This is a genomic window from Streptomyces aurantiogriseus (genome assembly GCF_014649375.1).
GTDB classification, from domain to species: domain Bacteria; phylum Actinomycetota; class Actinomycetes; order Streptomycetales; family Streptomycetaceae; genus Streptomyces; species Streptomyces aurantiogriseus.
This window is the reverse complement of sequence record NZ_BMSX01000052.1, coordinates 1-15,331: the sequence shown is the minus strand read 5'-3', so window position 1 is coordinate 15,331 and position 15,331 is coordinate 1. Positions and strand designations below refer to the sequence as shown.

Annotated in this window: 13 protein-coding genes and 1 pseudogene; 8 read left to right on the top strand and 6 right to left on the bottom strand. The window is 72.1% G+C overall.

Annotation, left to right across the window (positions count from 1 at the left end; genetic code table 11):
* Nucleotides 1-364: FMN-binding protein (locus IE263_RS47560; RefSeq protein ID WP_189944387.1), on the top strand; the 364-nt coding region annotated here is incomplete at its 5' end.
* A 22-nt stretch (nucleotides 365-386) separates the two neighbouring features.
* Nucleotides 387-1,106, top strand: a complete 720-nt coding sequence (locus IE263_RS47555; RefSeq protein WP_189944388.1) for an FAD:protein FMN transferase — start codon at nucleotides 387-389, stop codon at nucleotides 1,104-1,106.
* Nucleotides 1,107-1,432: 326 nt separating this feature from the next.
* Here IE263_RS47555 and IE263_RS47550 read toward each other — a convergent pair whose 3' ends face one another.
* Nucleotides 1,433-3,568, bottom strand: a complete 2,136-nt coding sequence (locus tag IE263_RS47550; RefSeq protein WP_189944386.1) for an ArnT family glycosyltransferase — start codon at nucleotides 3,566-3,568, stop codon at nucleotides 1,433-1,435.
* A 240-nt stretch (nucleotides 3,569-3,808) separates the two neighbouring features.
* Here IE263_RS47550 and IE263_RS47545 point away from each other — a divergent pair, with 240 nt between their 5' ends.
* From IE263_RS47545 to IE263_RS47530, 4 genes are all read left to right on the top strand, one after another.
* Complete coding sequence (locus tag IE263_RS47545) at nucleotides 3,809-4,207, top strand: hypothetical protein (protein WP_189944385.1); 399 nt, start codon at nucleotides 3,809-3,811, stop codon at nucleotides 4,205-4,207.
* 132 nt (nucleotides 4,208-4,339) lie between these two features.
* Entirely contained in the window at nucleotides 4,340-5,476 is a 1,137-nt protein-coding gene (locus IE263_RS47540; protein ID WP_189944384.1) for an ABC transporter ATP-binding protein, read from the top strand.
* The gene (locus tag IE263_RS47535; protein ID WP_189944383.1) at nucleotides 5,473-6,186 is read left to right on the top strand and encodes an ABC transporter permease; all 714 of its coding nucleotides are present in this window, start codon (nucleotides 5,473-5,475) and stop codon (nucleotides 6,184-6,186) included. The genes IE263_RS47540 and IE263_RS47535 overlap by 4 nt, the downstream gene beginning before the upstream one ends.
* Nucleotides 6,183-6,851 carry an ABC transporter permease gene (locus tag IE263_RS47530; RefSeq protein ID WP_189944382.1) on the top strand — a complete coding sequence of 223 codons (669 nt, stop codon included), beginning with the start codon at nucleotides 6,183-6,185 and terminating at the stop codon, nucleotides 6,849-6,851. The genes IE263_RS47535 and IE263_RS47530 overlap by 4 nt, the downstream gene beginning before the upstream one ends.
* A gap of 42 nt (nucleotides 6,852-6,893) precedes the next feature.
* On the opposite strand, the gene IE263_RS47525 is transcribed toward IE263_RS47530, so the two are convergent.
* The 4 genes from IE263_RS47525 to IE263_RS47510 are packed head-to-tail and all read right to left on the bottom strand — an operon-like array spanning nucleotide 6,894 to nucleotide 11,601.
* Complete coding sequence (locus IE263_RS47525) at nucleotides 6,894-7,493, bottom strand: GTP-binding protein (RefSeq protein WP_189944381.1); 600 nt, start codon at nucleotides 7,491-7,493, stop codon at nucleotides 6,894-6,896.
* Entirely contained in the window at nucleotides 7,480-7,920 is a 441-nt protein-coding gene (locus IE263_RS47520) for a DUF742 domain-containing protein (protein ID WP_189944380.1), read from the bottom strand. Before IE263_RS47520 ends, IE263_RS47525 begins: the two co-directional genes overlap by 14 nt.
* Nucleotides 7,921-7,969: 49 nt before the next feature.
* Nucleotides 7,970-8,446, bottom strand: a complete 477-nt coding sequence (locus IE263_RS47515) for a roadblock/LC7 domain-containing protein (RefSeq protein WP_189944379.1) — start codon at nucleotides 8,444-8,446, stop codon at nucleotides 7,970-7,972.
* Nucleotides 8,443-11,601: an ATP-binding protein gene (locus tag IE263_RS47510; RefSeq protein WP_189944378.1), complete on the bottom strand. Its 3,159-nt coding sequence runs from the start codon at nucleotides 11,599-11,601 to the stop codon at nucleotides 8,443-8,445. Before IE263_RS47510 ends, IE263_RS47515 begins: the two co-directional genes overlap by 4 nt.
* A gap of 303 nt (nucleotides 11,602-11,904) precedes the next feature.
* Between IE263_RS47510 and IE263_RS47505 the strand changes: the two genes are divergently transcribed.
* Together IE263_RS47505 and IE263_RS47500 are read left to right on the top strand one after the other, a co-directional pair.
* Nucleotides 11,905-12,861: an ABC transporter substrate-binding protein gene (locus tag IE263_RS47505; RefSeq protein ID WP_189944377.1), complete on the top strand. Its 957-nt coding sequence runs from the start codon at nucleotides 11,905-11,907 to the stop codon at nucleotides 12,859-12,861.
* A gap of 11 nt (nucleotides 12,862-12,872) precedes the next feature.
* Nucleotides 12,873-14,612 carry an aromatic amino acid ammonia-lyase gene (locus tag IE263_RS47500; protein ID WP_189944376.1) on the top strand — a complete coding sequence of 580 codons (1,740 nt, stop codon included), beginning with the start codon at nucleotides 12,873-12,875 and terminating at the stop codon, nucleotides 14,610-14,612.
* Between the two features lie 13 nt (nucleotides 14,613-14,625).
* Here the strand turns inward: IE263_RS47500 and IE263_RS47495 are convergent.
* Nucleotides 14,626-15,222, bottom strand: a pseudogene (locus IE263_RS47495) (AbfB domain-containing protein); the annotation flags it as partial.
* Nucleotides 15,223-15,331 lie beyond the last annotated feature (109 nt).

The window sequence follows — 15,331 nt, the reverse complement described above, 5'->3', positions numbered from 1 at the left end:
GGCGACGATCACGAGTGACGGCTACAAGGAGTCCCTCCAGGCCGCGATCGACACGAAGGCGTCGGCCGCCTCGGCCTCCCCGTCCGCCTCGGCGGCCGCGGCCTCCCAGGCCGTCGCGGGTCCGACCGTGCACACCGAGAAGGGGGACGTGCAGGTCGAGGTCACCTTCGAGGGTGACAAGATCACGGCCGTCAGGATGCTGAAGCAGCCGAACCACCCGCAGACGACGGCGGCTGTGCCGAAGCTGATCGCGGGGACGCTCGAGGCGCAGAGCGCGGACATCGACACGGTGTCCGGGGCGACGATCACGAGTGACGGCTACAAGGAGTCCCTCCAGGCCGCGATCGACACGAAGGGCGCCTGAGGTGCACCGCGTCGAACACGTCATGGGGTTCCCGGTCTCCCTGCGGGTCGACGACCCGCACATCGGCGAGGAGACCGGGGACGCCGTGTTCGCGTGGCTGCGCGAGGTCGACGAGCGGTTCAGCCCGTTCAAGGCCGGCAGCGAGGTGTCCCGGTACGGCCGGGGCGAGCTGCCGGCCGACGCACTCAGCGCCGACCTCGTGGAGGTCCTCGACCTCTGCGAGCGGTACCGGGTCGCGACCGGCGGGGCCTTCGACGTGCGGCTGCCCGGGCGGGGGTTCGATCCCTGCGCGATCGTGAAGGGCTGGTCGGTGCAGCGGGCGGCGGAGCTGCTGGCCGCGGCCGGCGCCCGGCGGTTCTGCCTCAACGCCGGTGGTGACGTGGTCACCGGCGGCGGGCCCTGGCGGGTCGGCGTACGGCACCCCGAGATCGCCGACAAGCTGTGCACGGTGCTGGAGCTGACCGACGGGGCGGTCGCGACCTCCGCGCGCTACGAGCGCGGCGACCACATCATCGACGGGCGGACGGGGGCTCCGGCGACGGGGCTGCTGAGCGTGACCGTCGTAGCCGCGACCCTGACGGAGGCGGACGCCGTGGCGACGGCCGCCTTCGCGATGGGGCCGGAAGGCGTCGAGTGGGCGGCCGGGTTGCAGGGGTGCGAGGTGTACGTGGTGGATGCGGAGCGGCGTGTCCTGCGGACGGCCGGGTTCCCCGGGGTGGGGGAGGGGGCGGCGGCCGCGTGAGCGCAGGGGCGGTGTTGTCGGTGGTGGCCGTGTGGGTCCTGGGATGGACCGCGGCCGTGGTCGCCTGGGCGTTTCCTCGCCCCCGCCGCCCCTACCCTTCCCCTCCCCAGGGGCTCCGCCCCTTCGACCCCGCCAGCCGGCTCCGCCCCCTGGACCCCCGGCCCCTGCCCAACCACCACCCGACCCGGTCGGTCGAAAGCTGAGCCACCTCCAGCTCGGTGACGCCGACACCGTCTCAGAAGACGGCTTGAGGAACGGCGGAGGGCGGGCCGCCGGTGAAACCCGGCGGCCCGCCCTTCCCATGGACGCAGGTGTCGTACGGAGTGTCAGCCGACGTCGGAGGTGTCCAGGCGGTAGAGGCCGCTGTAGTCGCTCACGGCCGTGCCGTTGGCCTCGACCCAGGTCACGATCTCGGTGTTCGAGGAGCCCCGGCCGCTGTCGCTGATGACGATGTAGTGCAGCTTGCCCGCCTTCACCAGGCTCTTCAGCTTGGCGAGGGTCATCGCGTCGTCGGTGCCGGACCAGCCGCCCATCGAGATGACCGGCTCACCCGACTCCAGGATGATCGAGGACGCGGTCTGGTCGGTGGCCACGGCCACGAGCCAGGTGGCGCCGTCCTGGTTCTTCTTCAGGTACGTGATCATCTCGGACGACACCTGCGTGCCGCCGCCCATGCCGCCACCGTCACCACCGGTGGAGGACGAGGAGGACGACGAAGAGGACGATGAGGGCGACGAAGAGGACGACGAGGACGACGAGGACGACGAGGACGAGGTGCCGCTGCTGCCGGACGGGGGCTGCCCCGTGGACCCGCCGTCGGAGCCGCTCGGGTTGCCGCTGCTCGTGCTGCTGGAGTCCGGGCCGCCGCTGGGCCGCTGACCGCCGCCCATGCCGCCGCCACCGCCCATCCCGCCACCGGTGTTCGGGCCGGCCGTCGGGTTGGTGCCGTTGGTGCCGGAGGTGGCCGCCGCGACCGAGTACGCGGCCGGACCGGCCAGCAGGGCGACGACCGCCGCGAGCGAGGCGAGGCCGATCAGCCGCCGCCGCTTCATGAACCGCCCGACCAGTAGCCCGATCACCGCGGCCGCACCGGCGACCCCGGCCACGACCTGGGCGACCGTGTACAGCGTCCCGGAGCCGGACACCCGCTGGAGCAGGACGACCGCCCAGACCGTGCTCGCCGCGACCGCGGCCGGCAGCACCCACCCCCACATGGCAGCCGAGCCTTCTTGGAACGCGCGGTGGAGCATCACCCCGCCCGCACCGGCCAGGGCCGCGATCCCGGGCGCCATGGCGGTGACGTAGTACGGGTGGAAGGTGCCCTCGGCGAGGGCGAAGGTCAGGTAGTGCAGGACGAACCAGCCGCCCCACAGCAACAGGGCCGCACGCTTCCCGTCGGTACGGGGCGCCCGGCCGCGCAGGACGAGCCCGGCCACCAGCGCGATCACCGCGAACGGGATCAGCCAGGAGATCTGGCCGCCCATGATCTCGTTGAACATCCGGTACAGGCCCGCCTCGCCGCCGAAGCTCGCGCCGTTGCCCTGCGAGCCCACCGACGAACTCGCCCCGAAGATCCGGCCGAAGCCGTTGTAGCCGATGACCAGATCCCACACCGTGTTGTCGGTCGAGCCGCCGATGTAGGGGCGGGAGGAGGCCGGGATCAGGTCGACGACCACCATCCACCAGGCGCTGGAGGCCACCAGAGCGACCGTGCCGACGGCGAGATTGCGGATCCGGCGGCCCAGGGTGGTGTTCGCGGCCCACAGGTAGGCCAGGAAGAACGCGGGCAGGACGACGTACGCCTGCATCATCTTCGTGTGGAACGCGAAGCCGATCGCGACACCGGACCACACCAGCGGCATCAGCTTGCCGGTGCGCACGGCCTTCATCAGCGCGGCGGCGCCGAGCAGCATCAGGAAGACGAGGACCGGGTCGGGGTTGGTGTCCCGGTTGATGGCGACCGTGATGGGCGTGAGGGTGAGCGCGAGCGCGGCGATCGTGCCGGCCACGGCCCCGAAGTCCCGCTTGACCATGCGGTACAGCAGGGCCACCGAGCCCACGCCCACCGCGACCATCGGCAGCATCAACTGCCAGGTGCCGTAGCCGAACACGCGGGCCGACAGACCCATCACCCACAGGGCGAACGGCGGTTTGTCGACGGTGATGAAGCTGCCGGCGTCCAGCGCGCCGAAGAAGAACGCCTTCCAGCTCTGTGTGCCGCTGTAGACGGCCGCGTTGTAGAAGGTGTTGCCGGTGACGGAGGTGAGGTTCCAGGCGTACAGGCCGGTGGCCAGGACCAGGATCGCCCACAGGGCGGGGCGGGCCCAGCGCGGGTCGTCCGGGGCGCCGGTGAACAGCCTCCGCGTGCGGGCGGCGAATCCGCGGGCTGCGGCGGGCCGTGCGGCCCGGTGGCGGGAGCCGTCCTCCCGGACGGGCGCGGGCGGCGGGGCGAGGGTCGTCATGACGCGTACTCCAGGTGGGTGTTCGCCCCGGTGGGCAGGACGCGCGGGGGAGGTTCGGGCGGCCGGCACCTGCGGGGGGACGCCTCCCGCGTTCGTTGCGTTCATGGCAGTGACGATCGGGGCCCCGTCTGGGGGATCCCTGAGCCGGGTCTGAGGGGACGGTGAGAATCAGCGGACTCACAGGGTGCCCACAGGCAAAACGCTTCGACCGGGGTCGGTCACGCATGGTCAACTGCGGTCATGAGTCTGACGAGTGAGGTCTTCCTCGTACGCGAGGACGGCGGCATCGACATCCTGATCGGTGAGGCCGACGGCCGGCCCGACGGGACGGATCTCGCCGGGCCGGAGTCCTGGCGTACCAAGGTGTGGGGATCGCGGGCGATCCGCCGGATCGGCGCCCGGTTCCTCCCGGCCCTCGTCAGCGTCCACAACGGCGATGTCGTCGCCCCCGACGAGATCCCCGCCTTCCTGCGGGAGATCGCCCTGGTCCGCGCGAACCTGACGCGGCTGGTGGCGGAGACCCGCACGCCCGACCGGACGGTCGAGTACCACTCGCACCACATCTCCAGCCGTCTGGACGCCATCGCGGCGAGCGCGCGGTACGCCCAGCGGATCGGGGGAGGGCTTCTGATCTGGTGAACGAGCCTCACGTTCGGTCCTCGGCCGTCAAAACCCCTGCAACACAAGCGGTCTAGACTCTCCCCGCAACGGCCCGGTCTCACGTGGTCGAGAGCGGGCGGAATTTGCCAGACCCGAAGGGTATTCGGCGTTTTGATACGGATAGATTCAGTCACCAAGCGGTACCCGGACGGCACGGTGGCGGTCGACCGGCTCTCCCTCGAGATCCCGGACCGCTCGATCACCGTCCTCGTCGGCCCCTCGGGATGCGGCAAGACGACGACCCTGCGCATGATCAACCGGATGATCGAGCCCAGCGAGGGCACGATCCTCATCGACGGCGTCGACAGCCGACAGCAGCCGGTCAACACCCTGCGCCGGTCCATGGGGTACGTCATCCAGAACGCCGGACTCTTCCAGCACCGCACGATCGTCGACAACATCGCGACCGTGCCGCGGCTGCTCGGCTGGAGCAAGGACAAGGCCCGGGCCAGGGCACGGGAGCTGATGGAACGGGTCGGCCTCGACGCCTCGCTCGCCCGGCGCTACCCCTACCAGCTGTCCGGCGGCCAGCAGCAGCGCGTCGGTGTGGCGCGGGCGCTCGCCGCCGACCCGCCGGTGCTGCTGATGGACGAGCCCTTCTCGGCCGTCGACCCCGTCGTGCGCAAGGGACTCCAGGACGAACTCCTGCGGATCCAGGACGAGTTGGGCAAGACCATCGTCTTCGTCACGCACGACATCGACGAGGCCGTCAAGCTCGGCACGATGGTCGCCGTCCTGCGCACCGGTGGCCGGCTCGCCCAGTTCGCGCCGCCCGCCGAACTGCTCTCCGACCCCGCCGACGCCTTCGTCGAGGACTTCCTCGGCGCCGACCGCGGCATCCGGCGTCTGTCCTTCTTCTCCTCCGCCGGCCTCGACCTGCTCACCGCGCCGATCGTCGCGATCGACGCGAGCGCCGAGCAGATCGCCCGCGCCGGCACCGACGTGCCCTACCTCCTCGTCACCGACGTCGAGGGCAAGCCCCTCGGCTGGAGCGAGCCGCGGGACCTGACCGCCGGGACCATCGAGCCGGCGGAACTCCTGCCGTGCGGGCGGCCGTTCGTGGCCGGACGGGACTCGCTGCGGGCCGCGCTGGACTGCGCCGTGCTCTCGCCCACCGGCTGGGCGGTCGCCGTGGACGCCGAGGGCCGGGCGGCCGGGGTCGTCTCCCAGCAGACCATCGGCGAGGCGATCCGCGGCGCCCACGCGGAGGGCAGCCGGAGCAGCGAAACCACGAAGGTCTCCGGATGAACTGGGACCGCATGTTCGACATCCCCAGCGACCTCCAGCACAGCTGGATCGGCCTGGTGGGACTGCACCTGCGCGAGGCCCTGCTGCCGGTGCTGGCCGGACTGGTGATCTCGCTGCCGCTGGCCCAGCTCTGCGTGCGCTTCCGTTGGCTGTACCCGCCGGTGCTGTGGGTGACGACGGTGCTGTACGCCATCCCCTCGCTGGCGTTCTTCGTCCTCCTCATCGACTACACCGGCCAGACCGAGCTCACGGTGATGATCCCGCTCACCGTCTACAGCCTCGTCGTCCTCGTGCCCGCGATCGTCGACGCCGTCCGCTCGGTGCCGCAGGAGACCCTCGCCGCCGCCACGGCCATGGGCTTCGGGCCCGTACGCCGCTACGTCCAGGTCCAGTTGCCGATCGCGGTGCCCGCGATCATCGCGGGGCTGCGGGTGGCGACCGTCTCCAGCATCAGCCTGGTCAGCATCGGCGCCCTCATCGGCAACCAGGGCGCCCTCGGCAACCTGATCAACGACGCGAACATCTACAACCGGCCGGAACTCGCGGTGAACGCGGTGCTCAGCATGGCCGCCCTGGCGATGCTCGCCGACGGCCTGCTGGTGGCCGTACGCATGCTCCTGACGCCGTGGATGCCGCGCCGTGCACGCACGACACCGAAGGCCGGCCGGCCCGACTCGGCCGCCGCAGCCCTGGAGGACGCAGCCCGGTGAACCTGCTCCACTTCATCAGCGCCTTCTTCAGCGACGGCTCCCACTGGCAGGGCTACGACGGCATCCCCACGCGCGTGGGGGAGCACGTCCAGTACACCCTGGAGGCCCTCGCCATCGCCGCCGCGATCGCCCTGCCGGTCGGCCTCGTCACCGGTCACTACGGGCGCGGCGGCAACGCCCTCGCCCTGATCGCCACCGCCGGGCGGGCGCTGCCCACCTTCGGCCTGCTGGTGCTCATGACCCTGCTGCTGGGCTTCGGCCTGGTGAACGTGATGACCCCGCTGGTCGTCCTCGCCGTCCCGCCGATCCTGGTCACCACCTACGAGGGCATGCGCTCCGTCGACCCCTCCCCGGTGGACGCCGCGCGGGGCATGGGCATGAGCGAGGCCGGAATCCTCTTCCAGGTCGAACTCCCCGCCGCGCTCCCCCTGATCCTCAGCGGCCTGCGCTCCGGCGCCATCCAGATCGTCTCCACGGCCACCATCGCCGCGTACGTCAGCCTCGGCGGCCTCGGCCGCTACATCGTCGACGGCCTCTACCAGCGGAACTACGAGAAGGTCGTCGGCGGCGCCACCCTGGTCGCCCTGATGGCCCTGGCGACCCTCGCGTTGTTCTGGGCGGTGAGCCGGGTGGCGGTGTCACCGGGGGTGCGCAGGAGCAACTGAGTCCCGCAGGGGTGACGAGTGCGCGGGGACTCCCCGCACTTGTCACCCCTCGGTGCGCGCCAGCGCCTGCTCCAGCACCACCAGCAGCGCGTCCCGTACCGAGCCGCGTTCGCGGGCGTCGAAGACCAGGACCGGGACGCCCTCGGACACGTCGAGGGCCCAGCGGACCTCCTCCAGGCTGTGCTCGACGTGGCCGTCGAAGGCGTTGACGGCGACCGCGAACGGGATCCGCCTGTGCTCGAAGTAGTCGACGGCGGCGTAGCAGTCGTCGAGGCGGCGGGTGTCGACGATGACGAGCCCGCCGACCGCGCCCTCCACGATGTCGTCCCACATGAACCCGAACCGCTCCTGCCCGGGCGTGCCGAACAGGTACAGCTTCAGGGTCGGATCGATGGTGATGCAGCCGAAGTCCATCGCGACCGTGGTGGTGGTCTTGCGCGGGGTGTGGCTGAGGTCGTCCACGCCCGCCGCGACCTCGGTGATGGCCGCCTCGGTGGTCAGCGGCTCGATCTCGGAGATCGCGCCGACGGCGGTGGTCTTGCCCACGCCGAAGCCGCCCGCGATGACCAGTTTCACCGGCAGCGGCGGCCGTACGACGGCCCGGCCGGCGGTGTGCCGGACCAGTGGTTCAGTCGGAGTCACGGAGTACCCCCCGGGAGTCGGGGATGGCGCGGAGGCCATCGATGAGCCTGCGCAGGACGGACGCGTCATGGGTGACGCCGGAGTCGGGCACGTGCACCGACAGCTGCCCGGCCGCGCGCAGGTCCTCGGCGAGGACCCGCACCACGTTCAGGTGCAGCCGCAGCCGGGCCGCGATCTCCGCGATCGACTGCGGGACCCGGCAGGCGGCGACGATGTCGTGCTGCTCGAAGGAGAGCCGGTCGAGCTCGTCGAGGCCGGTGGCGGTGGCCACCAGCTGGGTCTCGACGGGCATCGGCCGGCCGGACGCGGCCTCGCCCGCGCCCGCCACCCGGCCGGCGGTGACCAGGAAGGGCCGGACGGCGGGTGCCGGGCCGACCGGTACGACGCCGTCCTCGCCGGCGCCGCGCGGAGTGCGGCCGTCCGCCATCGGTGGTTGGTTTCCTCTCTGGACCGGCGGTCCGTGCGGTGACGGCCCGTCAGCGCGCCTTGGTGGCACCGACGCTGTTCTTCAGCTCCAGCACCAGCTGGGGGCTGAGCGCGGCGCCGGCGCGGTTGGCGAACACGGTCATCTCGTAGGCGATGTTGCCCAGCTTGGCCTCCTTGTCGGTGACCACGCCGAGCACGGCGCCGCTGCCGATCGCGGAGACCAGGACATGGCCGCCCTCCAGATCGATGATGACCTTGTTCAGGCCGCCCAGGCCGTAGTTGCCGGAGGCGCCCGCGGCCAGGCTGGTGATGCCGGAGACGATCGCGGCCAGCCGCTCGGAGTCGGCGTGCTCGCGCAGCTCCGACACGGCGATCAACAGGCCGTCGGAGGACACCGCGATGGCGTCCACGACCCCCGCGGTCTCGGTGGCGAAACGGTTGAGCAGCCAGGTGAAGTCGGCTGCGGCGGCCCGCAGGTCGGTCGGCGTGGCGTCTCCCGAGGGAGTCTCACCTGTCGACGTGCTCACTGCTCGGCTCCTTCCGGAAGGCTGTTCTGGTGGTGCGGGGGACGCCGTTGGTCATGTCGGTCGTCCCGGTCGTTCTGCTCGTCGGTACGGGGCACAGTGGGGCGGGGATGCTCCCCCGTGCCGCCCCCGGTGTCCCGGTGCGCGCGCTCCACGGCCGCCTCGAACTCCTCCAGCGCACTGCGCACGGCGTCCGCGTCGGCGGGCCGCACGGTACGCCGCGCGGCCTGCTGGGCGGCCGCGTCGACGGTCGTCCGCAGGGTGGCACCGCGGACACGGCGACGGAGAGGGCGGGAGCCGGTGGCGGCGCCACGCGTGGGGGCGTCGGCGCGGGTGCTCGGGGCCTCGCTGCCGGGGGACGCCGCCCCTTCCGCCCGCGCTTCGGCGCGGGCGAGGGCCGCGGGCACTCCGGCTTGCGCCGCGGTGCCCTTGGCCGGTCGTGCAGGCGTGCCGTCGGGGTGGGGCGAGGGGTGTTCCGAGCGGTACTCGGCGTGGCCGGGGGCCGTCGGCCGGTTGGTGTGCGGCTCGGTGTCCGTGGCGCCTTCGGCGGGGCACGCTGGGGTGTCGGTGCTGGTCGCGTGCGGTGCGAGTGCTCCCGTGTGCGCCTGGGCGTCGCCGTCGGGGTGCGCCGGGGTGTCGGTGCCGCGGGTGTGGGCCGCGGGCTCTTCGGCGGCCGACTCGGTACGGGCGTGAGCCGTACGGTCCTCGGCGTTCGCCCCTGTACGGGTGGAGGACGCGGGCTCACTGGTGTCCGGCCCGGTACGGGCGTGAGCCGTGTCCTCGCCTGTGGGCGCCTCCGTACGGGTGTGAGCCGTGGCCTCGTCGGTGGTCCGGCCGGGCTCCGTCTCGGTGTCGCCGTGCGGGGTGGGCTCGGTCGTACGGTCGTGGGCCGGGGGGTGCTCGGTGTGGGTGACCGGGGCCGGGTCGCGGCGGGGGACCCGGCGGGGGAGGGGGAGCGGTTCCTGGTGGTCGGCGGGCTCGGCCGGGACGGAGACCGCGGGGGACGGGCCGGCCGTGGGAAGCGCGGGGCGGACCGACGGGGCCGGCAACGCGCCGGCGGAGTCCGGTGAAGAGCCGTTGAGCGTGCCGGACGTCGACGGCGCGTCGGTCGTGGCGCCGGAGCGCGCCGCGCCCGCAAGGGCCGGTTCGGTGGGCGCAGCCGCCGGCGCTCCGACGCCGCTCAGCGTCAGCAGCAGCGTGGACGGGATCGTCACCTCCGCCGTCACACCGCCGCCCGGCGTGCGGGAGAGGGTGACGTCGATGTCCCAGCGGCGGGCCAGCGCGCCGACCACGAACAGGCCCAGCACCCTCGTCGGGACGAGGTCGAGGCGCTCGCGGCGCACGAGGCGGGCGTTCTCCTCGGCGAGGCGCTCCGCGCTCATGCCGAGGCCGTGGTCGGCGACGGTGATCGTCGCTCCGTGGGCGCCGGAGTCGACCGTCACCTCGACGGGGCTGCCCTCCGGCGAGAACGACACGGCGTTCTCCAGGAGTTCGGCGATCATCAGCGTGAGGTCGCCGATGATGTCGGGCTCCACCATGACCTCGGTCCCGGCGTGCAGCCGCACCCGCTGGTAGCCCTCGATCTGGCCGAGCCCGGCGCGCACCACGTTGGTGAGGGCGGTGGGACCGGCGTCCAGGACGGTCTCGCGGATGCCGGCCAGCAGCATCAGGCTGTCGGCGTTGCGGCGCAGCCGGACCGCGATGTGGTCGATGGAGTAGAGGCGTTCGAGCAGCGCCGGGTCGGTCTCGCCGCGCTCCACCGCGTCGATCAGCGCGAGTTGACGGGTTGTCAGGTTGCTGACGCGGCGCCCGACGTTGCCGAACATCTCGGCGACGTTGCGCCGGCTGAGCACCTGTCGTTCCAGCAGCGCGGCCGCGCGCGTCTGGACGTTGTTGAAAGCCTCGGCGAGCTCACCGATCTCGTCGTCCGCGGTGACCGGCAGCTCGCGCAGCCGCGGCGGCCCGCTCTCCTCGGCGTCGTCGTCGGCCACCCGGGCGAGCTCGCGCCCGGCGACGTCGGCGACCTCCTGCGCGGCACCGGTCAGGGCCAGCACCGGGCGGATCACGGAGCGGCGCACCAGCACCGCGAAGGCGATCCAGACGGCGAAGCCGAGCAGTGCCAGGCTCAGCAGCAGGGTCGCGCGCCACTGGGCGCTGGAGGCGGCCTCGTCGGCCCGGTCGGCGATCTGGCCGATGAGCGAGCCGGTGATCTTCAGCCGGGTCTCGGCCTGCTCGTTGTAGTGGTGGTACGAGTCGAGCGCCTGCCGGAACGCCGCGCGGATCTCGGCTTTGGACTCGGCCTGCAGGTCGCTGGGGTCGACGGCGAGTTCGGCGAAGTGCTGGCCGATGACGGCCTGCGCGGAGTTGTGCTCGATGTCGCCGAGTTCGTCGGCCTGCTCCTCGGTGGCGAACCGGGCGAAGCGCTCGGTCTGGTAGGTGTACAGCTCGAGGGAGCCGACCGCGCCCGTGAACTCGATGAGGGCGTTGCTGTCGCCGGTGCGCGCGGAGAACACGCCGGTCTCGAAGGCGCCGTGCGCGGCGTCGGCGCGCAGCAGCGAGTCGAGCAGGTTGCCGGTGAAGGTGGTGGCGAGCGCGGAGTTGCGGTCCAGGCCCAGGCCGTCGATGAGGCCGTCGGCGGCGCCCGCGTACGCCGGGTCGATGTTGTCGGCGGGCAGATAGCCCTGCTCGATGGTGTCCCGCAGGCCGGCGAGGCCCTCGATCTCCCGCAGTGCCTGCGCCTCGGTGTCCGGCAGCCGGTCGCCGAAGGTCTCGCGCACCTTCTGGATCTGCGCGTCCACGGCGAGCTGGGCCACCCGGTAGGCGTTGGTGGAGGGCGTGCCCCCGTCGAGGGACGCCTCGTGCCGCACGGAGAGCAGGATGGCCTGCTGGTGCTCGGCCTGCACATCGGCGACCAGCTGGGCGACCTGTGTGCTGTCGCGCACCAGCCGGGCCGCGTCCTCGGCGCGGTCGGACTCCTGGATCAGGTCGGTGATGAGGTACGCCAGCAGCAGGGCGATCACCGTCAGCGGCACACCGACGAGGACGTTCAGCTTGCGCTGGAAGGGCCACCGGTCGGCAAAACCCCGCAGGCCCCGGCGGGTGGACGAGACTGCCGAGGGGGCCGAACGGGCGGGCGCGTCCACCGTGTTCGTGGACACCGAGCCTCCTTCATGGGGGTCGTGCAAACCTGCGCGCCGCTGTGGCAGGCGTCAACTGCCGTGACAGTATCGCTTCTTTGTGCGGCCAACGCGTTGCACTAAGTCAAGAATCGATTACGAAGCGCCCACCGATCAGCACACAACTGGCTACGAATCGAAGTCAATCGGTAACCCGGTAGCACTTGACTGATCAAGAAGGGGGTGGATTGGATCAGGCCAGAGCGCTTCAGTTCCTTGCCGCTCTCCCTTCACCTCTCCTCCTTCCTCTCTCCTCGTCGACCCCCAGAGCCCGGAACGGGAACCGTGACTTCCAACGCCCACAGCAGCAGGTCCTTCAGGAACCACCCGGGTGCGGCGGCCGTCGCGCTCGCCGCGATGACGGCCCTGCTGGCGGGTTGTTCCTCCTCCGACGACACCTCCGACCCGCTGGCCGGAGAGAAGGCGGAGGGCAACACCGTCGTCGTCGGCTCCAACAACTTCGCCGAGAGCATCCTGCTCGCCGACATCTACGGCGAGGCCCTCAAGGCCAAGGGCATCAAGGTGTCCTACAAGCCCAACATCGGCAGCCGCGAGACCACGTACGGCCTGCTCAAGAACGGTTCCATCACCGTCCTGCCGGAGTACAACGGCTCGCTGCTGTCGTACCTCGACCCGAAGGCCGAGCAGAAGTCGCTCGAGACGGTCAACGCCGCCGCGAAGGCCAAGCTCGACCCCAAGCTGACGCTGCTGGAGTCGTCGCCGGCCGAGGACAAGGACTCCGTCACCGTCAACGCGGAGACCGCGAAGAAGTACAACCTCACCGCGCAGTCCACCCTCGCCGACCTCAAGGACATCGCTCCCGAGCTGGTCCTCGGCGGCTCACCCGAGTTCCAGACCCGGCAGCAGGGCATGGTCGGCCTGGAGTCGGTCTACGGGCTGAAGTTCAAGTCCTTCAAGGCCCTCGACGCCGGCGGCCCGCTCACCCAGGCCGCGCTGAAGAAGAACACCGTGCAGGCGGCGGACATCTTCACCACGGACCCGACCATCACCAAGGAGAAGTTCGTCGTCCTCCAGGACCCGGAGAACCTCTTCGGCTTCGCGAACGTGACCCCGCTGGTCTACAAGAGCGGGCTCTCCCAGGAAGGCGTCGCCGCGCTCAACGCGGTCTCCGCCAAGCTCGACACCAAGACCCTGCTGGACCTGGACTCCCAGGTGCAGCTGGAGAGCAAGGACCCGCTGGACGTCGCCAAGGCGTGGCTGAAGTCGGTCGGCCTCGGCTGACGTTCCGCACGGTGGACACCACGGCACCCGGACCGGCCCGGGACACCAGGGTCGTCCTGAACGGCACCACCCTCACTGTCGGCGAGCTGATCGCGCTCGCCGACGGTGCGGCCGTGCCCGCCGTGGCCCCCGAGGCCCGCGAGCGGGCCGTACGCTCCTGGCACACCGCCCAGCGCCTCGCCGCCGCCGGCCGGCTCTACGGCCGCGGCACCGGCGTCGGCGCCCATCGCACGGTGACCGTCGACGCCGACGACGAGACCACCCACGGTCTGCGCCTCCTGCGCAGCCACGCCGGCGGCGCCGGCGCCCTCCTTCCCGCCCGCCAGATCCGCGCCATGCTCGCGATCCGCGCCAACCAACTCCTCGCCGGCGGCTCCGGCATCCACCCCACCTTCGTCGACGCCCTCACCGAGGCCCTCCGCCTGGGCGTCCACCCCGCCGTCAACGAGTACGGCGCCATAGGCACAGGCGACCTGACGGCCCTGGCCCAGACGGGCCTGACCCTCCTCGGCGAACGCCCCTGGCTGGACGGGCGGTCGGACAACGGGCGGGACGGCGGGGCGGCCGGCCACCGGGGCGGTGGTCCCGACGGTCTCCTGGACGGCCGGGCCACCGCCGGTCTGTACGACTGGCTGGACACCCGGCCGGCCGGCCGACGGGACGCCGACCCGACCGGTCGGCCGGACGGCGGCACGAGCGGCGGGTCGGGTGCCGACCCGGACGCCGGGCCCGCCGCCGGCCCGGCCCGCGGGGCGGAGAGCCGAGTCGGCGCCCCGTCGGAGACCTCCGCCGGCATCCCGCCCGACCGCCTCCCCGCCCCTGTCACCCTCCGCCCCGGCGACGCCCTCGCGCTCCTCAGCAGCAACGCCCTCGCGCTCGGGCAGGCCGCGCTCGGGTGGCACGGGCTCGATGTGCTGCTGCGGGCCACGCATGCCGTGGCCGCGCTGTCGCTCCTCGCGGTCTCCGGGTCGCCGGAGGCCTATGCCGCGCCCGTGCACGCCCTGCGGCCCTGTCCCGGCGCGGCTCGCGCGGCCGGGGAGGTGCGGCGGCTGCTCGGGCTGCCGGACCGGCCGTCCGTCCCCGGCCGCCGGATCCAGGACCCCTTCGGCTTTCGTGCCTTCCCCCAGGTGCACGGGTGCGCCCTCGACGCCGCCGAGCGGCTGCGCGAGGTCGTCGAGGTGGAGGTCAACTGCCCGTCCGAGAACCCCGTGGTGATGCCCGACGGCACCGCGGCCTACCACCACGGCGGCTTCTTCGCCGCCCCCCTCGGCCTCGCCCTGGAGGCCGCGAACCTCGCCCTGCTGCAGACCGCCCGGCTCTCCGCCGCCCGCCTGACCGCACTCGGCGACCCCGGGCTGACCGGCCTGCCCGCCTTCCTCGCCACGGGCCCCGCGAGCAGCTCCGGCACGATGATCCTGGAGTACACCGCCAACTCCGCGCTCGCGGAGCTGCGTGCGTGCGCGGCCCCCGCCTCCACCGGTCACGCCGTCCTCTCGCACGGTCTGGAGGAGGCCGCGAGCTTCGCCGGCCAGGCCGCCCGTCAGACCCTGCGCGCGACGGAGGCCTACGTCACCGTCCTCGCCTGCGAACTCGTCACCGCCGTACGGGCGTTGCGCCTGCACCCGGTACCGCCGGCGGTCCCCGCCTTCACGGTGGCGGACGCCGCCCTGCCGGACGGTACGGAGGACCGGCCGCTGACGGGCGACGTGACGGCGGCGTCCGCACTGCTGCCGGTCCTCGCGCGGTTGTGAGGGGAACCCCGGCTCAGTAGCCGACCTGGAACGTGGCGTCCTGCCGCTCGGTGGCCGTCGAGACGGGGTCGATGCGCAGGACGTAGTTCGAGTGCCGGATGTAGCGGGTCGGGTTGTTGTACGACCGGAACGACGACCAGTTCGCGTCCGCCAGCCCCGCCGTACGGTAGAAGGTCGCGTCCGCCGCGAACGTCGACGTGCCGTCGTTGACGTCCAGCCGGAGTTCGTAGTTGTAGTGGCGCAGATAGCGGGTCGGGTAGTTCACCGACTGGAAGGAGACCCCGGAGCCGTCCGCAAGGCCCGGCACCAGCTTCCACTGCGAGTCGGTGTACAAGTCGAAGGGGTAGGTGTCGATGCGGCCGACGTAGTTGGCGTGGCGGACGTAACGCGCCGGGTAGTTGTACGACTTGAGCCGGTTCCAGGCCGGCGCTCCCCACTTCGCGACCAGGTTGTCGTACACCGTCGAGGTGATCGGCTGGATGCCGCAGTGCTTGGAGTTGACCGGCTGGGTGTACAGGCGCTGGTCGAGCGGCGTCCAGGTGCCGGCCGCGAGGTCGGTGCTCTGCCAGGCGTAGAAGACGCCGTTGGGGGTGTAGGTGTCTCCCCACAATGTTGCTTACCCCTGTAGGCGGAGAGGTGGGTTACTGCCCGTGCGGCGGTTCGGTGATCTCGTCGATGAGCTTCAGCATGTCATCCAGGCGTCCCCGCATCCGCTCGAC

What these genes read in the sequence shown, in the direction of transcription:
- IE263_RS47555 (WP_189944388.1), top strand. Translation starts at nt 387, where the DNA reads ATGGGGTTCCCGGTCTCCCTGCGGGTCGACGACCCGCACATCGGCGAG.
- IE263_RS47550 (WP_189944386.1), bottom strand. Translation starts at nt 3,568, where the DNA reads ATGACGACCCTCGCCCCGCCGCCCGCGCCCGTCCGGGAGGACGGCTCC.
- IE263_RS47545 (WP_189944385.1), top strand. Translation starts at nt 3,809, where the DNA reads ATGAGTCTGACGAGTGAGGTCTTCCTCGTACGCGAGGACGGCGGCATC.
- IE263_RS47535 (WP_189944383.1), top strand. Translation starts at nt 5,473, where the DNA reads ATGAACTGGGACCGCATGTTCGACATCCCCAGCGACCTCCAGCACAGC.
- IE263_RS47520 (WP_189944380.1), bottom strand. Translation starts at nt 7,920, where the DNA reads ATGGCGGACGGCCGCACTCCGCGCGGCGCCGGCGAGGACGGCGTCGTA.